This is a genomic window from Treponema pedis, assembly GCF_017161325.1.
GTDB lineage: Bacteria > Spirochaetota > Spirochaetia > Treponematales > Treponemataceae > Treponema_B > Treponema_B pedis.
Window position 1 is genome coordinate 322,266 of the sequence record NZ_CP045670.1, and the last position, 19,938, is coordinate 342,203.

General features: G+C 37.1%; 20 protein-coding genes and 1 pseudogene. 11 read left to right on the forward strand and 10 right to left on the reverse strand.

From position 1 onward, the window contains the following. Positions 1–81: 81 nt before the first annotated feature. Together DYQ05_RS01495 and DYQ05_RS01500 are read right to left on the reverse strand one after the other, a co-directional pair. Entirely contained in the window at positions 82–993 is a 912-nt protein-coding gene (locus tag DYQ05_RS01495) for a formylglycine-generating enzyme family protein (protein WP_206183702.1), read from the reverse strand. Between the two features lie 5 nt (positions 994–998). Next, entirely contained in the window at positions 999–1,166 is a 168-nt protein-coding gene (locus DYQ05_RS01500; RefSeq protein WP_206183703.1) for a hypothetical protein, read from the reverse strand. 315 nt (positions 1,167–1,481) lie between these two features. Here DYQ05_RS01500 and DYQ05_RS01505 point away from each other — a divergent pair, with 315 nt between their 5' ends. From DYQ05_RS01505 to DYQ05_RS01525, 5 genes and pseudogenes are all read left to right on the forward strand, one after another. Then, positions 1,482–2,138, forward strand: a complete 657-nt coding sequence (locus DYQ05_RS01505; protein ID WP_206184082.1) for a response regulator transcription factor — start codon at positions 1,482–1,484, stop codon at positions 2,136–2,138. Between the two features lie 54 nt (positions 2,139–2,192). Beyond that, entirely contained in the window at positions 2,193–3,593 is a 1,401-nt protein-coding gene (gene trkA / locus DYQ05_RS01510; RefSeq protein ID WP_024468878.1) for a Trk system potassium transporter TrkA, read from the forward strand. 4 nt (positions 3,594–3,597) lie between these two features. Further along, positions 3,598–5,058, forward strand: coding sequence for a TrkH family potassium uptake protein (locus DYQ05_RS01515; RefSeq protein ID WP_206183704.1), 1,461 nt, complete (start codon positions 3,598–3,600; stop codon positions 5,056–5,058). Positions 5,059–5,060: 2 nt separating this feature from the next. Beyond that, a pseudogene (locus tag DYQ05_RS01520) lies at positions 5,061–6,118 on the forward strand (DUF2804 domain-containing protein). Next, positions 6,115–6,813 (forward strand): M48 family metallopeptidase, encoded by a 699-nt coding sequence (locus DYQ05_RS01525; RefSeq protein WP_024467524.1) that lies wholly within the window; start codon positions 6,115–6,117, stop codon positions 6,811–6,813. The pseudogene DYQ05_RS01520 and the gene DYQ05_RS01525 overlap by 4 nt, the downstream one beginning before the upstream one ends. A gap of 38 nt (positions 6,814–6,851) precedes the next feature. On the opposite strand, the gene DYQ05_RS01530 is transcribed toward DYQ05_RS01525, so the two are convergent. Both DYQ05_RS01530 and DYQ05_RS01535 read right to left on the reverse strand, forming a co-directional pair. Then, positions 6,852–7,523, reverse strand: coding sequence for a hypothetical protein (locus DYQ05_RS01530; protein WP_029410549.1), 672 nt, complete (start codon positions 7,521–7,523; stop codon positions 6,852–6,854). A 10-nt stretch (positions 7,524–7,533) separates the two neighbouring features. Further along, positions 7,534–8,736, reverse strand: coding sequence for an HD-GYP domain-containing protein (locus DYQ05_RS01535; RefSeq protein WP_029410548.1), 1,203 nt, complete (start codon positions 8,734–8,736; stop codon positions 7,534–7,536). A 197-nt stretch (positions 8,737–8,933) separates the two neighbouring features. Here DYQ05_RS01535 and DYQ05_RS01540 point away from each other — a divergent pair, with 197 nt between their 5' ends. Together DYQ05_RS01540 and DYQ05_RS01545 are read left to right on the forward strand one after the other, a co-directional pair. Next, entirely contained in the window at positions 8,934–9,743 is an 810-nt protein-coding gene (locus DYQ05_RS01540) for a hypothetical protein (protein WP_029410547.1), read from the forward strand. Positions 9,744–9,850: 107 nt separating this feature from the next. Continuing rightward, positions 9,851–10,924: an NAD(P)H-dependent glycerol-3-phosphate dehydrogenase gene (locus tag DYQ05_RS01545; protein ID WP_020964126.1), complete on the forward strand. Its 1,074-nt coding sequence runs from the start codon at positions 9,851–9,853 to the stop codon at positions 10,922–10,924. A 104-nt stretch (positions 10,925–11,028) separates the two neighbouring features. Here the strand turns inward: DYQ05_RS01545 and DYQ05_RS01550 are convergent, their stop codons facing one another. Next, entirely contained in the window at positions 11,029–11,304 is a 276-nt protein-coding gene (locus tag DYQ05_RS01550) for a type II toxin-antitoxin system RelE family toxin (RefSeq protein ID WP_020964127.1), read from the reverse strand. Beyond that, positions 11,301–11,537, reverse strand: a complete 237-nt coding sequence (locus DYQ05_RS01555; protein ID WP_024465960.1) for a hypothetical protein — start codon at positions 11,535–11,537, stop codon at positions 11,301–11,303. The genes DYQ05_RS01550 and DYQ05_RS01555 overlap by 4 nt, the downstream gene beginning before the upstream one ends. Before the next feature lie 314 nt (positions 11,538–11,851). On the opposite strand from DYQ05_RS01555, the gene ffh reads away from it, so the two are divergent. Beyond that, a complete protein-coding gene (ffh, locus tag DYQ05_RS01560) occupies positions 11,852–13,183 on the forward strand; it encodes a signal recognition particle protein (RefSeq protein WP_020964130.1) in 1,332 nt (443 codons plus the stop codon). 253 nt (positions 13,184–13,436) lie between these two features. Further along, positions 13,437–13,856, forward strand: a complete 420-nt coding sequence (locus DYQ05_RS01565) for a hypothetical protein (protein ID WP_206183705.1) — start codon at positions 13,437–13,439, stop codon at positions 13,854–13,856. 279 nt (positions 13,857–14,135) lie between these two features. Here DYQ05_RS01565 and DYQ05_RS01570 read toward each other — a convergent pair whose 3' ends face one another. From DYQ05_RS01570 to DYQ05_RS01585, 4 genes are all read right to left on the reverse strand, one after another. Then, positions 14,136–15,290: an iron-containing alcohol dehydrogenase gene (locus DYQ05_RS01570; protein WP_206183706.1), complete on the reverse strand. Its 1,155-nt coding sequence runs from the start codon at positions 15,288–15,290 to the stop codon at positions 14,136–14,138. A 165-nt stretch (positions 15,291–15,455) separates the two neighbouring features. Then, the gene (locus DYQ05_RS01575; protein WP_024466817.1) at positions 15,456–16,064 is read right to left on the reverse strand and encodes a DUF8513 domain-containing protein; all 609 of its coding nucleotides are present in this window, start codon (positions 16,062–16,064) and stop codon (positions 15,456–15,458) included. 3 nt (positions 16,065–16,067) lie between these two features. Then, the gene (gene tmk / locus DYQ05_RS01580) at positions 16,068–16,697 is read right to left on the reverse strand and encodes a dTMP kinase (protein ID WP_020964134.1); all 630 of its coding nucleotides are present in this window, start codon (positions 16,695–16,697) and stop codon (positions 16,068–16,070) included. Between the two features lie 173 nt (positions 16,698–16,870). Further along, on the reverse strand, positions 16,871–17,416 hold the full coding sequence (locus tag DYQ05_RS01585; protein ID WP_024465962.1) for a DUF2715 domain-containing protein: 546 nt from the start codon (positions 17,414–17,416) through the stop codon (positions 16,871–16,873). A 342-nt stretch (positions 17,417–17,758) separates the two neighbouring features. On the opposite strand from DYQ05_RS01585, the gene DYQ05_RS01590 reads away from it, so the two are divergent. Continuing rightward, complete coding sequence (locus DYQ05_RS01590; RefSeq protein WP_206183707.1) at positions 17,759–18,700, forward strand: 2-dehydropantoate 2-reductase; 942 nt, start codon at positions 17,759–17,761, stop codon at positions 18,698–18,700. Beyond that, positions 18,701–19,756, forward strand: coding sequence for a PTS sugar transporter subunit IIC (locus tag DYQ05_RS01595; protein WP_024469788.1), 1,056 nt, complete (start codon positions 18,701–18,703; stop codon positions 19,754–19,756). Positions 19,757–19,938 lie beyond the last annotated feature (182 nt).

Here is a 19,938-nt window from a genome sequence, read left to right on the forward strand (position 1 = left end):
CTCGCCGTTTTAATCGGCGGGGGTTTTTAGATTGTTTAACCTGCAAGCCTTATAAATTTTTATAAGGCCCGTTTAAACGGATTACTTTACAGTTGTACTTCTTGCAATGCGGAAACCTTGGTCTGCGTATTCTCGCGACCAATGCCATCTGCCGCCTCTGGCAGCCAATACAAGGTCGTAGGGTTGGAAGTCTGCATAACCGCAATAGCGTACCGCCCTGTAAAAATGAGAGGTGGTATTCGCCGTATCAAAACCCCTGACGGGAACGGAAGATGTTATAGTGCCTTCCAAAAACTCCCAGCACAGCTCCCGCACATTACCGCTCATATCGTACAAGTTAAGCGCATTTGCGCTCTTTTTACCCGTTTCATGAGTTTTATCATCGCTGTTGTCCTTATACCATGCAACATCACCGATTGTATCACTTCCGCTGTGCTTATAATTCCAATTTGTTGCATCGTTTTGATTTCCGCCCCGTGCGGCAAATTCCCATTCACATTCGGTAGGAAGGCGGAATCCGTTTGCTTCCCACTTGCATTTTGTCTTTTCCCATGCGTTTGTTTTATCTTTTGCTGTAGGTTCTGCTTTAGGGTCTATTCTACTTTTCGGTATTTGCTCGTATGTAAGAGCCGCCCAATCGTTTACGCCTTCTACAGTGTAGCAAGGCTCATAACCTAAAAGAAGGCTCAGTTTATTGCAAAAAACTATTGCATCATACCAACTGACCGAGTCTACGGGGCGCAGGTTTTGCTCTTCTCCGGAAGCGGGGTCTTTAGAAAATTTGCTCGGATTAAATCCCATTACTTTTTCAAAAAGCTCCTGCGTTACTTCGTATTGTCCTATGCTGTATTTGCTTAAGGTAACGGAACCTCTGGCTGCGGTAAAGACGCCTTCGTTGCCGCTTCCCGTAACGGCGGTATCCTGAGAAATAACGGTTTTAAGAGAGGTTTTACGGTATTCTGCGCCGTCAAAACTTAAATTCCCGTTGTCCAAAATTTTTACTTCAGAGGTTTTACGGGCGGGATTATTCCCCCCCCCCCCCCATTATTGGAGGAAGTTTTCACTATTATACCCGAAGCCGTACCGTTTATGCGGTTTTTACAGCCTGAAGTAACCATAACTGCCGTAAATAAAACGGCAAACACTAAAAATGATGTCCTTTTCATTTTTAAACTCCTTTTCGTAAATTTTACGAAATTCGACAAAGTATAAAGCCGAAATTTTTTTACCGGTTATATTTAGGGCTGAATTTTGATGTGCAGGGCCGATTTAATTGTTTCAACTTATCCGGAACATTTAAATTATTAATATATCTATTTTATCATTTTTCTCTAATTTTGTCAACGGAAAATTAAAAAAAAAGAAAAAAAACTCTATATAAATTGAACTATAACTTTGTTTTTAACCGTATTTATCGTTTTTTAAGCAATTAATTTACCGTATCTTGTTTATAATCCTAACTTATGTTAAAATCCGAATTGATGAGAATTGTAATAGTCGATGATGAGGAGCTTATACGGGAAGGTCTTAAAATCATTTTTTCAGGCTATCCCGAAATTGAAGTTGCGGGAACCGGAGCTGACGGAAACGAAGCCGTCGAGCTTTGTAAAAAATATAACCCCGATTTGGTTTTAATGGATATAAGAATGCCGCATTTAAACGGTATTGAAGCCGTAAAAAAAATTAAAGAGTATAACTCCGGTATAAAAATACTTATACTGACCACTTTTAACGATTCCGAATATATCAGGCAGGGTTTAAAAAACGGTGCGTCGGGTTATCTTTTAAAAGACAGCTCTCCCGATGTTATTTATGACGGAATTAAGGCTGCAATTTCAGGAAATGTTGTAATTAACCCCGAAGTTGCTCAAAACATTTTTATACCCGACGGCGTAAAGCGAAGCGATAGTCCGTGCGATAGTGCATTTATTATGAATAAATATAATTTAAGCCGAAAAGAAATGGAAATAATCAAACTTGTTGCCGAAGGCTTATCAAATAAGGAGATTGCATATAAACAGCATCTTTCCGAGGGTACGATAAAAAACAATATTTCCGCTATATTTTCAAAAACCTTTGTTACCGATAGAACTCAATTGGCCGCTTTTGCATTTAAAAATAATATAGACAATGCTTAAAACTTTGAAATAAGCCCCTTTCAAATTTATCCGATTTATTGTATCATACCCGCTATGAAAATTATTATAATAGGCGGCGGTATTACCGGTTCCGAACTTGCCCGCCGCTTAATACGTAAAAAACACGATGTTATACTTGTTGAAAGAAATGAAGAAGTTGCACGCCATGCGGCCAACCGGCTTGACTGTATGGTTATTCAAGCGTCGGGAAACGATACGCAAACCCTGCTTGACGCCGGAATAAAAAAAGCAAACGCTCTAATTGCGGTAACCGATTCCGATGAGCTTAATATGATAATTTGCGGTATTGCCGAAAGCCTTGCACCCGATGTAATTAAAATAGCCCGTGTAAGGAACGAAGATTACGTAAAAGCTCTTAATTTTTCCGATGATAGAACCTTAGGTATTAACACCCTCGTATACCCCGATGAAGAAGCCGCCGGGGCTGTAATTCATGCTATAGAACACGGTGCCGTAAGCGATATTCTTTCTTTTGAAAATTCGAGTTACGAATTAACCCGTTTTAACGTTTGTGAAAAAAGTATTCTGGACGGCTTAAGTATTTTAGATATACGTAAACATATCGATGTTCCCTTTATTGTAGTCTGCGTTGAACAAAACGGCCGCAATAAAATTCCTTCAGGTGATACGATATTAACCGCAAATACCCGTGTTTCGATTTTAACTCAACCCGAACATATAGAAAAATTTTACGACCTTTCTGGATTTAAGACTCAAGAGTTTAGAAAAATAGCTCTGGTGGGAATGGGCAGAATAGGGGAGAGCGTTGCGGAGTATTTAATTAAAAATTCCGCAAGTAAATCCGTTTTTTCAAAATTTCTTCCTTCCGGATTTAACCAAAAATGGAAAATTTCGATTATCGAAAGTAACGAACAGCGTGCAAAAGAAGTGTCCGCTCAGTTTCCTCAAGCGGTAGTTTACCGCGCCGATGTTACCGACGAATCTTTTATTGAAGAAATAGCGCTTGATACCTTCGATTTGGTTATTTGCACAACTTCAAATTATGAATTAAATATGATTGTTTGCGCATATTTAAAAACTCTCGGAGTATATAAGACTATTTCGCTTGTACAAAGCTCCGTGTTGGAAAATGTTGCATATAAAATCGGAATCGATGTTGCCGTATCGTTTAAAGATGTTGTAGTCGATTCGATTATGGGGCATTTGGTAAGCGAAAACGTAACGAGAATGCACACTATGGGTGACGGTAAACTTGAAATTATCGAATTGAATGTTTCCGAAACTTCGCGTGTGTTGGGTAAAAAATTAAAAGATATTGCAAGACACGGAGTTTACTTGGTGCTTTTAATTACCGATAAAAACGGCTGCAGTATCCCCAAAGGAGATACCGAAATAAATGAAGGCGATAAAATAGTATTTATAGTTAAGTCCTCGCAAAGCAGTGAAATTATAGAATTGTTCGGAGGCCGTTAACGAGATGATAAAAATTGTTCAAAACAAATTGTTTCAGTATGTAAGAATTATTTTTATGATTCTTGCAATTATTGCAATCAGTTTTGTTATGCCTGTTTTAACGGCAATTTATAAAAACGAAAATTACGTAATACCGGCATTTATAATACCGGCGCTTTCCGTTTGTTCAATTGCGGCTTTTTTATTTTTTATAGGAAAAAATAAAAAAATAAGACTTTCCACGGAGGGCGGAATTATTTTAGTTGCGGCCGCATGGATTACAGCCTGTATTTTCGGAGCCTTACCGCTGTACTTTTCAAAAGCAATTCCGGGGTTTATAGATTCGGTTTTTGAATCGGTTTCAGGATTTTCGACGACCGGAGGCACGGTTTTAACCGATGCGGAAAGCTGTCCCATATCAATTCATGTGTGGCGCTGTCAAATGCATTGGCTGGGCGGTATGGGAATAGTAGCTTTAACCGTAGCGCTTTTTCCTCTTTTGGGCGTAGGAGGTTTTCGTTTAATTAAAAGCGAAACTTCAGGCCCCGACAAGGGTAAGGTTACGGCAAAGATTACCCACACTGCAAAGGCTCTTTGGTTTATTTATTTGGGAATGACGGTAATACAAACCGCTCTTTTAATGCTTGCAGGTCTTCCGTTTATTGAAGCGCTCTGTCATACCTTTGCAACCTTGGGCACGGGAGGCTTTTCCACTCGCAATGCCAGTATAGGAAGTTTTAATTCTCCGGCTGTAGATTTTATTTGCGCCGTTTTTATGCTGCTTGCGGGAGTAAATTTCAGCTTATATTTTCATTTGTTTACGGGACATGCGGAAGAACTTTTTAATAACTCGGAATTAAGAGCGTATTTGCGCATTGCATTTGCAGCTACGGTTTTAATTACCGTTTCGATTTTTCCTTTATACGGGTTTATAGGCAGTTTACGTCATGCATTTTTTCAGGTTGCCTCAATACTTACGACAACCGGATTTTCCACGGTAAATTACGATGTATGGCCTGAGTTTTCAAAACTTGTTTTATTCGCTTTGATGTTTATAGGAGGCTGCTCCGGTTCCACTTCGGGAAATATAAAGGTTATACGATGGCTTGTTTTAAAAAAACAGGCATGGATAGAAACCGAAAGACTTTTACATCCTCACGGAGTTTTCAGTATAAGATTAAATAAACGTCCGGGGCGTAAAGATATTGTTTACAGTATTGCGGGGTTTATGTTTTGTTATTTTTTCTTAGGCTTGGTTACCGCCTTTGTTGCCGTTGCGGACGGTACCGATATGCTTACCGGTATTAGTGCCGCCTTTGCTTTAATAGGCAATGTAGGCCCCGGTTTCGGAAGGGTAGGGCCTGCCGGAAATTTTGCATTTTTTTCACCTGCCGCAAAAGTATTTTTTTCATTTGTTATGCTTGCAGGCCGATTGGAACTGTATACTATGATAATTTATTTTATGCCTGCATTTTGGAAGAGGTAAATATGGCTGATTTGTATACAAGAAAAATAGAACCTGTACCGGAAGTTCCGGTAAAAAACGGAAAAGCTATTTTCGGTTCGTTTTCGGGGCGGTTTAAAAAATTGGATATACGCGGTTTACCGCGTCCGTTCGGGAATCTTCCTATTCCAAGGGTTATTACAAATATGTTTATAACCGGAGCTTCCCGCTTTTTATTTTGCGGCGAAGAAGTAATAGGAGAGGCCGCATTTTTTTCAAGTTTTATTTTTTCATTTATGGAAACGACTTTTTGGCTGCGTAAAACCGGACAAAAATTTGCTTACAGACAATATCTTCCGGGAAGATTTATTCACCAGCCGAAGCATATAAACTACAGTGTAACCGCTTGCAGGTCAAAACATCGCTATGCACGTATTTTTTCAAGGCTCTCGCACGGAAAACTGCACGCCGATTTCGATTTTTTAACAAACGATTTTCGCCCTTCCTGCGAAGGCCGATTGGACTTGGATATAACAGGAAGCGAAGCTCTTAATTTCAGCTGTGTAGTTCCGTATAATGTGAGCAGAAAATGTCAGGCAATTTCAATTCAAAGCGGCACCGTAAAGGGCTGGATAAGTTTGGGTTACAAAGATGATATTTCCGTATCTAGGGAAACCTCGGTAGGATTGTACGATGTACGTAAAACTTATACCGGCTTGCGTACAAAACGCAGCATTGTAACGGGTTTAGGCAAAATAAACGGGAAATCTCTGATTTTTCAAATAAACACCTCCGTTGCCCCCGACAGCTATAGATATAACGAAAATATTATGCTGTATAATGGAAGTCGAACTCCCATTCCGCCGGTAAGAATAACCCGCCCTTACGGCTTTATGGGCAAATGGATTATTCAGGATATGGAAGGAATGGTTGATTTGGTTTTTATTCCCATATCGGATAATTATAAAAAAGTAAATGCTATAATTTTCAGTACGGAATATCACACGGTTTACGGAAATTTTGAAGGTATTCTTCTTACATCTTCAGGAGAAGAGCTTAAACTTTTCCGGGAATTATAAAAAAATACAATATGCGTATATGAAAACTGTTATAAACGGAATAAATATTGAGCTTACTCAATCGCGGGGTAAAAAATTAAGACTTACAATTTCCCCTAAAACCGGAGAACCCAAACTGCATATTCCTAAGGGCTATCCCGAAGAAAAGGCGATACAATTTGCACTGAATAATTCCGACTGGATAAAAAAACACCGAATCGAAATAAAACAAAAGATAAGCAAAAAAGAAGAAGAGTCTATTATAAAAAACGGAGGATTTATTACTTTATGGGGCGAAAAATACGAGGTTAAAATAATCAAGGGCGGAAAACTGTGGCGTTTTTCGATAGATGATGATTTTTTTTATATAAAAGAACCTGAAGCGGCTTCTTTAAAGGAGAGGTACTTAAAACGGAGACTGGTACTGAATAAGCTATACAAAGAAGAATTGCAGCTTTACATTGAAGAAATTCTTCCGTACTGGGAAAAAACCGTAAATGAAGCGCCGCGGGAAATAAAATTACGCGATATGAAAAGTAAATGGGGTGCCTGTAATATTGCAAGAGGAATCGTAACGCTTAATATAAAACTTGCTGCAAAACCGGAAGAGTGCGCCGAAATGGTTCTTGTTCACGAGCTTGTTCACTTTAAAGAAAGGCTTCACAACAATCGATTTAAACGCTATATGACAAAATTCCTTCCCGATTGGAAAGTGCGGGTTAAAAGGCTGAACGCTTAAAGATAACCGTACAGCCCCGTTTTTTTACTGCGGTAAAATTAAAGTATTTTTTTCAGCTCTTCTTTTTTTGCATTTATTTGTTCTTTAGAAAAATAAGCTTCCATTTTTTTTAATATAATATCAGCCTCTTTTTTTTCTTTTTCAATATTTATTGACGGAAGGGCCTTTGCGTTAAGAGTAATATTTACGTTTTTTGCTTTTTTTTCTGCACCTTTTTTAAAAGTAAAAAAAATACCGTCTTTTACGTCTAAAGGTTTTTCATTTATTTCGTATAAGGTTATTTCTATGTTTCGGCAAGTTTCATCGGTACAAACCGTTACATTGAGTTTTTTCCCTATTTTAATAAAGTTCCAATGACCGGTAACCGGAATTGACGGCTGTAATTTAAATTTGGAATTTACCGCAAGATAACCGACTTCTTCTTTTATATCGAAACATCTTGTAAAGTAAGTATTTTTATCTTCGGTATTTACTACTTTAATATAAATATTTTTCTCCGCAACGAAAAAAGAATGCTCCGAGCCTTCGGTTTCGGTTTCGGCAATGAATTCCGTTCCGTCAAAACAAAACCCGCTTTGTTTTGAATATTTTATCCTGTTCAGCAAGGCTGTGTATTCGGTTAAAATAAGGTTTTGCTCTTTTGTCGTTTCCGCGAAGGCGGTAAAACAAATAAACAGAGTTAAGAAAAAAAAGATTTTTTTTATGCGCATAATAATCTCCTTAAGTTATTGTATTTGCATTTGCATTTAAATTAAGCCGGCTTTTTTCGTCTTTAGTTAAAGGTCTTTTTATTGTTATTCCTTTCGGGTCGGTTCCTACAATTTTGGGCATACCTGTAGGTGTAGTTTCTCCGTAAATTTGGACTATAGGGAATCTCGGGTCATAGGGGTTTATATCGATAACTTGTCCTATTTTTCCGTCCGAAAGATGGACATAAATTCCTACAGGGTAAAATGAAAGAGAAAACAAAAGAGCCTTTAAAATTGTTTCATCGTATTGGCTTCCCGAATTTTTAAGCATATCTACAAGCCCCGTTGAAGCATCTGTGGCTTCTTTATACGGTCTGTAGCCCGTAGCCGCCTCATAAGAACAAGCTACCGCAATTATTTTTCCGTATACGGAAATTTTGTCTTTTGTAAGCCCTCGAGGATAACCCTTACCGTTTTCTCTTTCGTGGTGTTCTAAACTGCCGAGGCAGACGGGTAAAGAAAACGATGAAGCCTTTAAAATATTATAGGATAAAACTGGGTGTGTTAAAAGAGCTTTTTTGCTTTCTCCGCTTAAGGGCCTGTCATACATATAATATTGAGGCGGAAGACGAAGCATTCCTATTTCGTGCAGCATACAGGAGGTTCCAAGCTCTATAAGTTTATGTGCGGGCATTTTAAGCTGTATTCCTATGATAAGGGCAAAAATTGCGGAGCGTAAAGAATGAAGTATAAGATAATTTTCTTTCGAGTAATATTTTTGCATATCAATTCTTAAAATCATCTTTTTATTTTCTTTGACAAAATCGCAAAGCTCTTTTACCTTATCGGAAACCGTTCTTCCGTCAATTGTTTTTTTCATACTGTAAATTTCAAATATCTTTTCGATAAACTTTAAAAACCGTAAAAATTCTTTTTCTACCTTTTGCATAACTTCCTGCTGCTTTTTAAGCCTTTCCGCCGCCGCATCTTTTTCTCTGGAAATTGCCAGAACGTCTTTTTCCGACGTCAGCGGTTTTCCAGTAGATTTTATAGGCATAAAATCGGAAGGTTCGCCTTCGGAATATATAAAATTAAAATCCCAATCTTCAAGCATTGTTTTTATTTCTACGGTTAAAGGGCATTCGGGTATTAACAGTAAAAAATTCTTGTCCAAGTATACATTTTTACCGAAAAATGAAAAATCTTTTGTTTCTTTTACGTTATAGGTATTCACTTATTTTCTCTCCTGTAGTATAATAAAACCCGTAATTTTAGCACTCGGCTATTACGATACCGAATTTATGCCCTTCCGCAGCGACGCGCGAAGCCGCATACGATACACAGCGTTTCGCAAAAACGAAACCCGCTCTGTAAATTAAACGGATTATTTTGCCGATTAATTTAAGATACCCCCATTATAGGAGATTTTTAATGAAATTAAAAGCACTGTTCATCACATTTAATATCGTCTTATTTTTATTATTATTTACTATTTTTTTCTTTCCGCTGTTTTATGCAAACGGTTCAGTTATGCGTGAATTTTGGAATATGAACTGGTTTTTAGGACCTGTTTTTTTGGTATTGATAATAACCGTAGATATTATTTTCGTTAAAAACCGAAAATTGGTTGAAGCAATTGAATCTGAAGATTGGACCGCTTTAGCTATGCACCTTGAAGAAGAGATATTCGATAAAAAAAAGTTTAAATTCAGAAATGTAAGACTTTTAACCGATGCTCTTATTTTGCTGAGCGATTTCCCGTCGCTTGACAGGTTGCTGCTTGCCTTAAAAAACAATAAAAGCTCCTTTCTTAACCGTCTTGCCCCCAAATTCGCCGCAGCCAAAATGCTTTCGGGGAATTATGCCGAACTTGTTGAATTTTCATCTCGCTTTAATTCTTCCGGTAGCGATGAATGGATGCTTTTTTATCTGGGGCTTTCTCTTTATATGACAAAGGACTTTTATAAAAGTTCCGAACAATTTAAAGATTTGCAAAAGAAGACGGAAAATAAGTTAATAAGGGTTTTATCGTCTTATATTCTTTTAAGTTTACTTAAAAATTATAACAGAATGACGGAAGAAGAGTGTATCGCTGAAAAAGATGCTTTAAAATCGCTTACTGCAAAAAGTTATAATGAGAATTCTTGGAAAACATATACGGATTCCCAACAGAAGGAAATTTACGTTATGGTCTTAAAAAAGCTTATATCCGATTCATCTGCATGGTTATGGAAGGAATAAAGATTCTGTTTTATTTTAAAAAAAGTTTAGGAGTATTCTTCAGTTATACTTTTAGGTATTTGCATTTTTTATAAAAAGATGTTATATTTATAACCGGAGAGTTATTTGTGAGCGAAAAAATAGGTATAATCGGAGCAGGTTCTTGGGGAACGGCTGTTGCCGTCTCCCTTGCACGGAACGGACATAATGTTTTATTGTGGGCACGAAATAAAGATTTTTGTGAAAAACTGAATTTGGAACGTATAAATAGAAAGTATTTGCCCGATTATATTTTGCCGGAAAATATTTCGGCAACTGACGATATGGAAAAAGTATGCAAAGATTCTTCCGTTGTTTTTTTTGCGACACCCTCTCTTTATTTAAAAGAAACCGCTTTGGAAATGTTAAAGCATAAGCCTTTCAGCGAAGATGACGGAAAACAAAGTTATCCGATTATTGCAGTTTTAACAAAGGGCTTTATTCCCGATAAGCAAGGCTCTCCTCAGTTTATAATTGACGCTCTTGAAGATATTCTTCCGGATTTTTATAAAAATCATTTGGTGTATGTTGCGGGCCCCAGCCACGGGCAAGAAGTTGCCGCCGGTAAATTAACGGGACTTATTACCGCTTCCAGAAATCCTATGTCTTCAATCCGCTGTCGCGAAATTTTAAAATCAAAAACTCTTATGGTGTATTCCAGTTTGGATATAATAGGTGTACAGGTTTGCGCCGCTTCCAAAAATATTGTCGCCGTTGCTTTCGGTATTTTGGACGCCTTAACGGAGTCTTCCGATACTTTCGGTGATAATACCCAGTCGCTTTTGCTTGCCGCAGGTTTGAACGAGATACAAAGTATAGGCAGAGCAATGGGAGCTACTCATCCTGAAACCTTTACCTCAATTTCCGGGGTAGGCGATTTGGACGTTACTTGCCGCAGCCGTTACGGCAGAAATCGCCGGTTCGGACGTGAAATAATAACTAAAAATATTCTTTCGGGTTTTAAAAATTTAGACGATTTAATTTTAAATATAAAAAAAATAGGCTATCTCCCCGAAGGTGCCGTCGCCTGTAAATATGTAAATATTCTTGCAAAAAAGAACAATTTGAGACTGCCGATTTGTACCGGACTTTATAAGATATTAAATAAGGAATTAAAACCTCTTGAATTTATAGAAAAACTGTTAAGCGGAGTAAATAAATAAAGCCTATTGTAAAACTTAAGTGTATGCTTATCCGGATTGCAGTAAAACCGAAAAAAACGGCTTAAATACCGGCGGCTTTAAATAATTTCGGTTATTAAAGGAAGTTATACTTGCACCGGAATTCTGCTGTAAACGTCTTTTCTATGCCCTATTTTAATAACATATATTATCATTTTATCTTCTAAAATCCTGCATAAAATACGGTAATTCATAACTCTGTAGCGCCATAATCCCGATAAATTTCCTTTTAAACTTTTTCCCTTTATCTTAGGATTTTCAAGCCTTTCTATCTCTCTTAGATATTTAATAATTTCTTTTGCCGCTGTTTTATCAAGTGCTTTTAAGTTTTTTTTAGCCGCATTTGTTAAAACAACTGTCATATTCCGAGTTCTTTTGAAACCTCATCCAGTGTATAGGTTCTTTCTCCGCTTGCTGCAAATTCGCTCCAAGCTTTTTCAGCCAGAGAGGAATCTTCAAGGTCTTCTTTTATTTCTATCAGATAGCGTTCCAAAGCCTTTTCCATTATTTTACTTTTTGAAAAACCTGTTTTTAGTGCTGTTTGCTCCAAGGCGAATAAAAGTCCCGATTTCATACTTATACTGACTGCCGGCATATAGACCTCCTATAAATAATAATAATAATAATAATAAGTTTGTCAAGAGAGGGCAGGGGGGGGGCGGATTTTAAAAGAATAAAACTTGCCGTTTTTAAAAATTTATTGGATTTTACTTTAATATAAAATTTAAAAACAAAATAATTTTTATTATTTCGCATGAGGCATTACCGGAAAATTTTGCAAATAAAATTATTGCTTTAAACTGATTCCGAATTATTTTAATTGTTCATCTCCTCTTTCCATTGTTTAACAAAATATGATATACTCATTACACTTGTTTATAGAAAAATTTATTAAGCGGAGTTAAATAAATGCTTGAAAGTATAAGCGAAAAATTAGGCGGAATTATCCGTACGCTTTCGGGAAAATCGAAGATAACCGAAAAAAATATTGAAGAAACTATCGAACAAATTAAAACCGCCCTTTTGGACGCGGACGTAAATTTGCGTGTTGTAAGGCGGTTTATAAATGCCGCTGCGGAAGAAGCCAAGGGTGAAAAGGTTTTGCGCTCTGTAGACCCCGGGCAGCAATTTACTAAAATCGTGTATGACAAAATGGTTTCGTTTTTGGGCGATGAAAAAAAATCGCTTGATTTACGCGGCCCGGATACTCAATCGGTAATTTTATTTTTGGGTTTACAGGGGTCGGGAAAAACCACAAGCGCCGCAAAACTTGCGCTTAAATTAAAAAACGAAGGCAGAAAACCGCTTCTTGTTGCCTGCGACCTTGTGCGTCCGGCTGCCGTCGAACAGCTTTCGGTTTTAGGTGAAAATATAGGCATTCCGGTTTATAAAGAAGAAACAAAGGACGCCGTAAAAGTAGCAAAAAACGCTCTAGCTTTTTCCAAAAAGAATTTTTACGATACGGTAATTGTCGATACTGCAGGCCGCCTTCAGATTGATGAAGTTATGATGAAGGAAATCGTTAACATAAAATCCGCCGTAAAACCTCTAGAAACTATTTTGGTTGCGGATTCTATGACGGGACAAAGCGCCGTAGATGTCGCAAAGGAATTCGATGAAAGTGTAGGTCTTTCGGGTGTTATTCTTACAAAATTCGATTCCGATGCTCGAGGAGGCGCGGCTCTTTCATTAAAAACCATAACCGGCAAGCCCATTTTGTACGTTGGTACCGGTGAAAAACCTGAAGATTTTGAACCGTTTTATCCCGACCGCATTGCAAGCCGTATTTTGGGAATGGGCGACATTGTTTCGCTGGTTGAAAAAGCTCAAGCCGTTTATGATGAAAAAGAAGCCGAAAAACTTCAGCGCAAAATGGCTACCGAAACCTTTACTCTCGGGGATATGCTTGCACAAATCGAACAGGCTGAAAAAATGGGCCCTATAGAATCTATGCTTGAGATGATTCCGGGACTTGCAGGTCAGATAGATAAGGATAAGCTGGATTTAAGCGCGCTCAAGCGCCAAAAGGCAATAATTCAATCCATGACGCTTAAAGAACGCGATAACTTTCGCATAATAGGGCCGCCGCGCAGAAAGAGAATTGCAAGAGGTTCGGGTACTACCGTAGGGGACGTAAATAAACTTTTAAAACAATTTGAAAAAACAAGACAAATGATGAGAAAGGTTTCTAAAAATAAGGGGCTTCAAGCTAAATTGATGTCAGGCGGCTTATTCGGTTAAATAAAATTTACGAAGAAGTTTGCTTATTTTAGGCTTGAGATATTAGAGAGAGACGATGAGCATACATTCGGTTTTAAGTATAATATCTTAAAAAAAACGTTTAGCGGTACTTGACAAAAACCCGGTTGCAATATATATATAGCCTGATTAAATGGGAAGACTGTTTGGAGTTTAGAGCTTGCAGGACGGTTTTGCTTTAAGCAGTGTTTTTCTTTTTGATAAAATTTTTATATTTACATAGAGGTATTTAAACATGAAACGAAAAAGATTTGCATTAGTGTTTGGCGTATTGGTTTTAACTGCCGGTGCGGTTTTAATTGCAGGTTGTAAGCATAATAAAATGAAAATGTATGAAGGCCGTTATGAAGGCAAATGGAGCTTTAAAAATACAAACCAAAAAGGAACATGGAGCGGAACGGTTGACTCTTCGGGAAATTTCAAAGGTGCCCTTAGCGACGATGCCGAACCCGGAAAGTCGATATCTTTTACCTTAACGGTTTCGACACGCGGAGCTGTTTCAGGTACAATCGAACGACCGGATAACGGACAAAAGTATCTTACGAAAGTAGACGGCTCAATAAATAACAATAGCGTAATGGGCACTTTAAGTTTAACCATGGAAGGTTCCGCTAATGTTATTGACACAGGAACAATTACCGGAAAAAAACAATAGTGTAAATTTATTTTAATATTACACTAAGGGCGGATAGGACTGAGACGTCCTGCCGACGTTCTATCTGCATATTTTATAGTATAAATTTTATTTATAGATTTAATAGTTACGGCTATTAATATAGTATTCGGTATAAATTTATGTATCGAAACATTTCAGTTTTGCAAATGGAAGTTAAAGCAAATTGTTAAAAAGATACTCCGCAAGACACGGAGTATCGGATTGTACTTATTGTTTAAAACTTACTTTTATAAATATTAAAAATAATTTAATTGTCTTTTAAAAATCTATTTCTTTTCCGTAATATGCCGCCAAATAAATTTTCTTAATATCCGAAGGAGATGTTTTTCTGGGATTGGTTAGGGTGCATGCATCATTAAACGCTCTTTCGCTCATTAAATCCAATACTTTAAGAAACTTGTCTTCGGCAATGATTGTATTTTTTCCTTCTCGGATTGTACGGGTAATGCCTACTTTTTCATTTAAGGCCAGAACTTTTTTTGCAATATTATCTATGCCCAAGGCTCCTTCCAGCTTACCGTATCTGTCCGTCTCTTTTCTGTTATACTCGATTATATACGGAAGCATAATTGCATTGGCTTCACCGTGTGTTAAATGGAATTCGCCGCCTATTTTATGGGCCATAGAGTGAACAATTCCGAGAGAACAGTTACTGAATGAAATACCTGCAATAGTGGAAGCGGTGTGCATTTTTCCGCGGGCTTCCATATCATTTCCGTTTACAACGGCTCTTTCCAAATATTCGAAGACAAGTTGAACAGCTTTAAGGGCATAAGGGTCGGTATAATCGTCATGAGCTGTAGAAACATAAGCTTCGATTGCATGAGTCATAACGTCCATACCGGTTTGAGCCGTTACCAGAGGAGGCATTTTTGCAGGAATGCGGTTATCTACAATAGCAATATCCGGAATAATATCCGGGCTTACTAAGGGGTATTTTATATTTTTTTCCGTATCTGTAATAACCGAAAAAGCCGTAATTTCCGAAGCCGTGCCTGAAGTGGACGGGATTCCTACGAGTTTTGCTTTTGTTCTGAGCTTGGGGAATTTAAATGCCGCCAAATCATCAAAGTTATAGCCCGGATACTCATAATAAACCCACATAATTTTTGCGGCGTCCATTGCAGAACCTCCGCCCAATGCGATAATCCAATCCGGCCCGAATTCCGCCATTTTCGCTCCGCCTTCTTTACAAGTTTTGACTGAGGGGTCAGGTTCTACACCGTCTATAACCGCTACCTCCATTCCGGCTTTTTTTAAATACTCCGTTGCTTCGTCAATAAAACCGAATTTTTTCATTGAGCTTCCGCCCGTAACTATTACAGCTTTTTTTCCTTCCAGGGTCGAAAGGAATTCCAAGGCGCCTTCGCCGTGTATAATCCTATTGGGGATACCGAATGTTGAATATTTCATGGTATATACTCCTATCGGAAATGAGATATCCGTTTTTTTAAGCGGTTTGTTTTCGCCGTTCAGCGGTGCAACAAAATTGCTCGGATTAAACGCTCATTTCTTATAGATATTATTATACCGATATTTTATTATTTAGTAAAGAGGTTTGATATATAAATTTTTATTTTAATATGTTTTTTCGTCCATATTCATAAACTCTTCGCGTACTTTTGAAAGGCGGCGGAGTTCGCGGTTTATTATTCTTTCATAGTTAAGAGAACCGTCGGCAATGCGTTCTCTTTCATCTTCCCAATCCTGTAAGTCTTCTAAAAATAAAAATTGAAATTGACGGATATTTGCTTTTTCGGCCCACAGTTTAGCTTCATACCAATAAACAAGAGCCGTTTTATAAAACTCTTCCGCCTTGCCTAAGCTGTCAATATTTTGTTCTTTCCACGGAAAATTGTAAAAATATGCAGCCTGTTTATCGAATTTGCTTCCGAGCCTGAGGTGCTGTTCCACCATTTTTAAATTAAGATGCATCATAAACAAATAGCGGTATTTCTCCCATTGTTTTTTTGTTTCAATTTTGCCGAGCGCATAAAGAGGATTGCAAAAATCGGCGTTGATTGCCTGTTCAAGCCAATATATGTTTTCTATTATATTATCGGGGTTTTGTTCATAATGAATATGATATAATTTGTAATACTGCTCCTTGTATTCCACAAAATAAGGGAATATCGATTGTACTGCCGTAAGAGAAAAAAGTAAAATAAATACAATTTGCCTTTTCATTTATTATATTTTCGGCAAATCTTTTAAAATACTCCATAGTTTTGAATGAATTTCTTCGATTGTTTCGGAAGCGTTTATTTTTATTATTTGCATATTCGGTTCCTGCTTTTTAAATACTTCCAAAATATTAAGGTATTCATTACGTACTTTATTTTGAAAAGATTCTTCTTCGTAAATTTCAAGTACATTACTTCTTCCTATGACGCGGCTCATAGAAATGTTTACGGGTAAATCAAAAAAGAATAAGTATTCCGGCATAGGGAAGCCCCTGTTTTGAGCTTCGGCTAATTCTTTTGCTCCGGCCGCCGCCTGATAAGCGAGGCTTGAAAAGATGTATCTGTCGGAAAATACGGCCTTTCCCGCATTAAGGTCTTCAATAATCCCTCCTTCCCCGTAAAGGTGTTCGCATCGGTCGGCGGCAAACAGACGGGTCATTGTTTCGGGGGCAAGTTTAAAGCCTCCTTGTAAGGCTGACCGTATTAAAGTTCCTATTTTGCCGGTTGTAGGTTCTTGGGTGAATAAACAGGTTTCTTCTTTACCTTCGGAAGCAAACCGTTCTTTTAAAAGTCTTAATTGACTGGTGGTTCCGGTACCGTCAATTCCTTCAAATACGATAAAATTGGATAGTAACATAGTAGGAGCTATTATATCATTTTTTTTATCTTTTTGAAATATGAGGGAATGTTTACCGTATTGCTTTGTAAAAACAGTCCGCCGTGTAAAATCGCTCCCGAAGGTTGTTTTGCGGGCGTCTCTGTCCGCTTCGGGATTTTAAAAGAGTTGAGATATGTTTAAGTAAACAAGTTCTATAACCTGAAAGAAATTCCTGTTTTTATTGTAAAGGAATTTGTTAAAAACATAGGGAAGCCTATACCTATCATATCTATTGCAGATATGTCTATTCCGATTTTTTCGGTAAAGTAGTATTGAAAACCCAATTGCACGGGGATTCCCGCCTGTATAATTTGCGGATAACCGTATATCATTCCTAAACCTGTTAATAAATTGATATAGGCGTTTTGCGAGGGTCTGAAAGTATAACCTATAACTGAATGCAGTTCCACTAAAAAGGACAAGCTTTTAATTGAATTAAAATAAGAAACACCTGCTGCGAAATCGGTATGTTCCAAAAAAGTAAATCCGTTGTCCAGAATAACCCCTGCAGTAAGCCCTAAATTATAATTATGAGAAGACAGTTTATCATTTACGGTTAAATCAAGCGGCGTTGTCAATATTGTAGACATATTTGTGTATCCTTGTGTTACGGAAATGATTACATCGTCTTTTTGCTTTGCAAATATACTTGGACAAAGAAACATGATACATAACAAAACAATTATAATTTTTTTCATAACTTTAAACCCTTTTGTACTTAAATTATTTTATTATAAATATGAATATATTATATCAAAATAAAATGAGTGCGACAATAGAGGTGAAAGTATTTTGAAGTAAAAAATTATTATTCATACCGAACTTATTTTTAATATGCTATAATTGCTTTATTTATTTTACACTTCTCCGCATAAAACGATATTTTTATTTTTTCGATATAACAGGTAAAAATAGTTTAGGTTGTAAAAATAAATAAAAAAATCTAAAAATAATATGGCGACCTCTTGACAAAACGTGGGGGGGGGGGGTATAATAGAAGAAATTTAAAATGCCGTTTAAAACGGCAAAAGGAGTGAAAAATGAAGGTTATAATTGCCGGAACCGGAGCGATGGGTGCAACATACGGGTCTATGTTGAAAAAAGCGGGAAATGATGTAAAATTTTTGGATTTATGGCAGGATAATATAGATGCTATAAATAAAAAAGGAATTGAATTTATCAATTTAGGGAAAAAGGAAATTCTTGAGGCGTCTGCATATAGACCGAGTGAAGTACATGATACTGCGGATTTAATTATTGTATTTACCAAATCAATGCAGCTAAAAGAAATGCTTTCGGATATAAAACATTTGTTTTCCGATAAGACCGGCGTGTTATGTTTATTAAACGGGTTGGGACATATAGATACCTTAAAAGAATTTGTTAAACCTGAGAATATTTTGATGGGTGTTACGGTTCTGACAGCCGGAATGAAGGGGCCGGGTGTGTTTGAAGTTACAAATTATGGAAATACTGAAATACAAAATATTACCGAATCTGGAAAAGAGCGGGTTTTGAAAGTTGTTGAAACTATAAATAATTCAGGGCTGCCGGCAGTATATTCAAGCGATATTTTATTTTCGATTTGGAGAAAGGCTTGTATAAACGGAACGATGAATGCCTGTTGTACACTTCTTGATTGTAATATGCGTAAACTTGGAAAAGTAAATCACTGTAGAGAGTTGCTGGGTACTATAGTCGAAGAGTTTTCCGCTGTTGCTGAAAAAGAGGGCGTTAACTTAAATGTAAAAGAAATAACGGACCTTGTATGCTGGTATACAACCGAAAAGTTTAAGGGTGTGGACCACTATCCGTCTATGCACCAGGATTTAATTCAAAAAAATAGAAAGACGGAGATTGACTATTTAAACGGATATGTTTCAAAAAAAGGAAAAGAGTACGGTATTAATACTAAATTTTGCGATTTAATAACCATTCTTATACACGGCAGAGAAAGTGTGTTAATTGGGGAGGGTAAATAAATGGAAAAAAAACTTCTCGGAAAAGATTTTGTTACTAAAATATTAAACGGGACTGCAATAGGTATAGTAGTTGCATTGATACCAAATGCGGTATTAGGAGGTTTGTTTAAATTTTTGGCCGGGTACCACCCTCTGTTCGGTATGTTGGCTCAAATTTGTTCAAATATACAATGGCTTGTCGCTCCTATGATAGGTTTTTTGGTGGGATTACAGTTCGGTTTTAATCCGATGAAATCCGCTATTATATCGGCAGCCGCGTGGATAGGTTCGGGAGCCTTAATTCCGTTATCCGACGGTATGTATAAAATAGGATTAGGTGATTTAATAAATGTTATGTTAATTGCGGCTCTGGCTGTATATGTTACTATCCTTTTAGGTGAAAAATTGGGGTCATTAACAATAGTATTACAACCTATAATAGTAGGTGCCGGTGTAGGTTTTATAGGTCTTTTAATATTACCTTATATTCAATATATATCTACGGCTATAGGTAATGTGATTAATTCTTTTACTACTTTACAACCTATACTTATGTGTGCTCTGATAGCTATGTCTTTTTCCGTATTGATAGTCTCTCCTATATCTACAGTTGCTATAGGTATTGCAATAGGCTTAACGGGGCTTGCAAGCGGAGCTGCAAATATAGGTGTTGCTTCTACGGCTTCCGTATTGGTTATAGGCTCATGGAAGGTAAATAAAGCGGGAGTTACTATCGCCGTAGGTATGGGCGGAATGAAAATGATGATGCCTAATATCGTCAAATACCCTATAATGCTTTTACCCGTTTTAACGACTTCTCTGATTTCGGGTATAACCGTTAAGATATTGGGAATAATGGGTGATAAGGTAAGCGCCGGGTTCGGATATGTGGGGCTTGTAGGTCCTATAAAAGCAATGTCGGAATATACGGCGCAAGGTATCAGTTCATCTTATGCGATTATTTATATAATAATTGCATATTTTGTAATTCCGTTTGGAATAGGCTTATTATCTCATATATTTTACACTAAGATATTAAAGCTATACAATGGAACAATATATGAATTTCAAGGTTAGTTTAAGTTAAAAACACTTTTAATATTAAAGACCGAATTTTTGATTAAAGGAGATTATGAGATAAAGTGCAGTAAAATAAATATATCTCTGACTTAAAGCAGCCGGGTTATTATCTATTTCAATGATAATAATCCGGCTTAAATTTTACTGCTAAACATTTACAAATTACGGACGATGGTTTT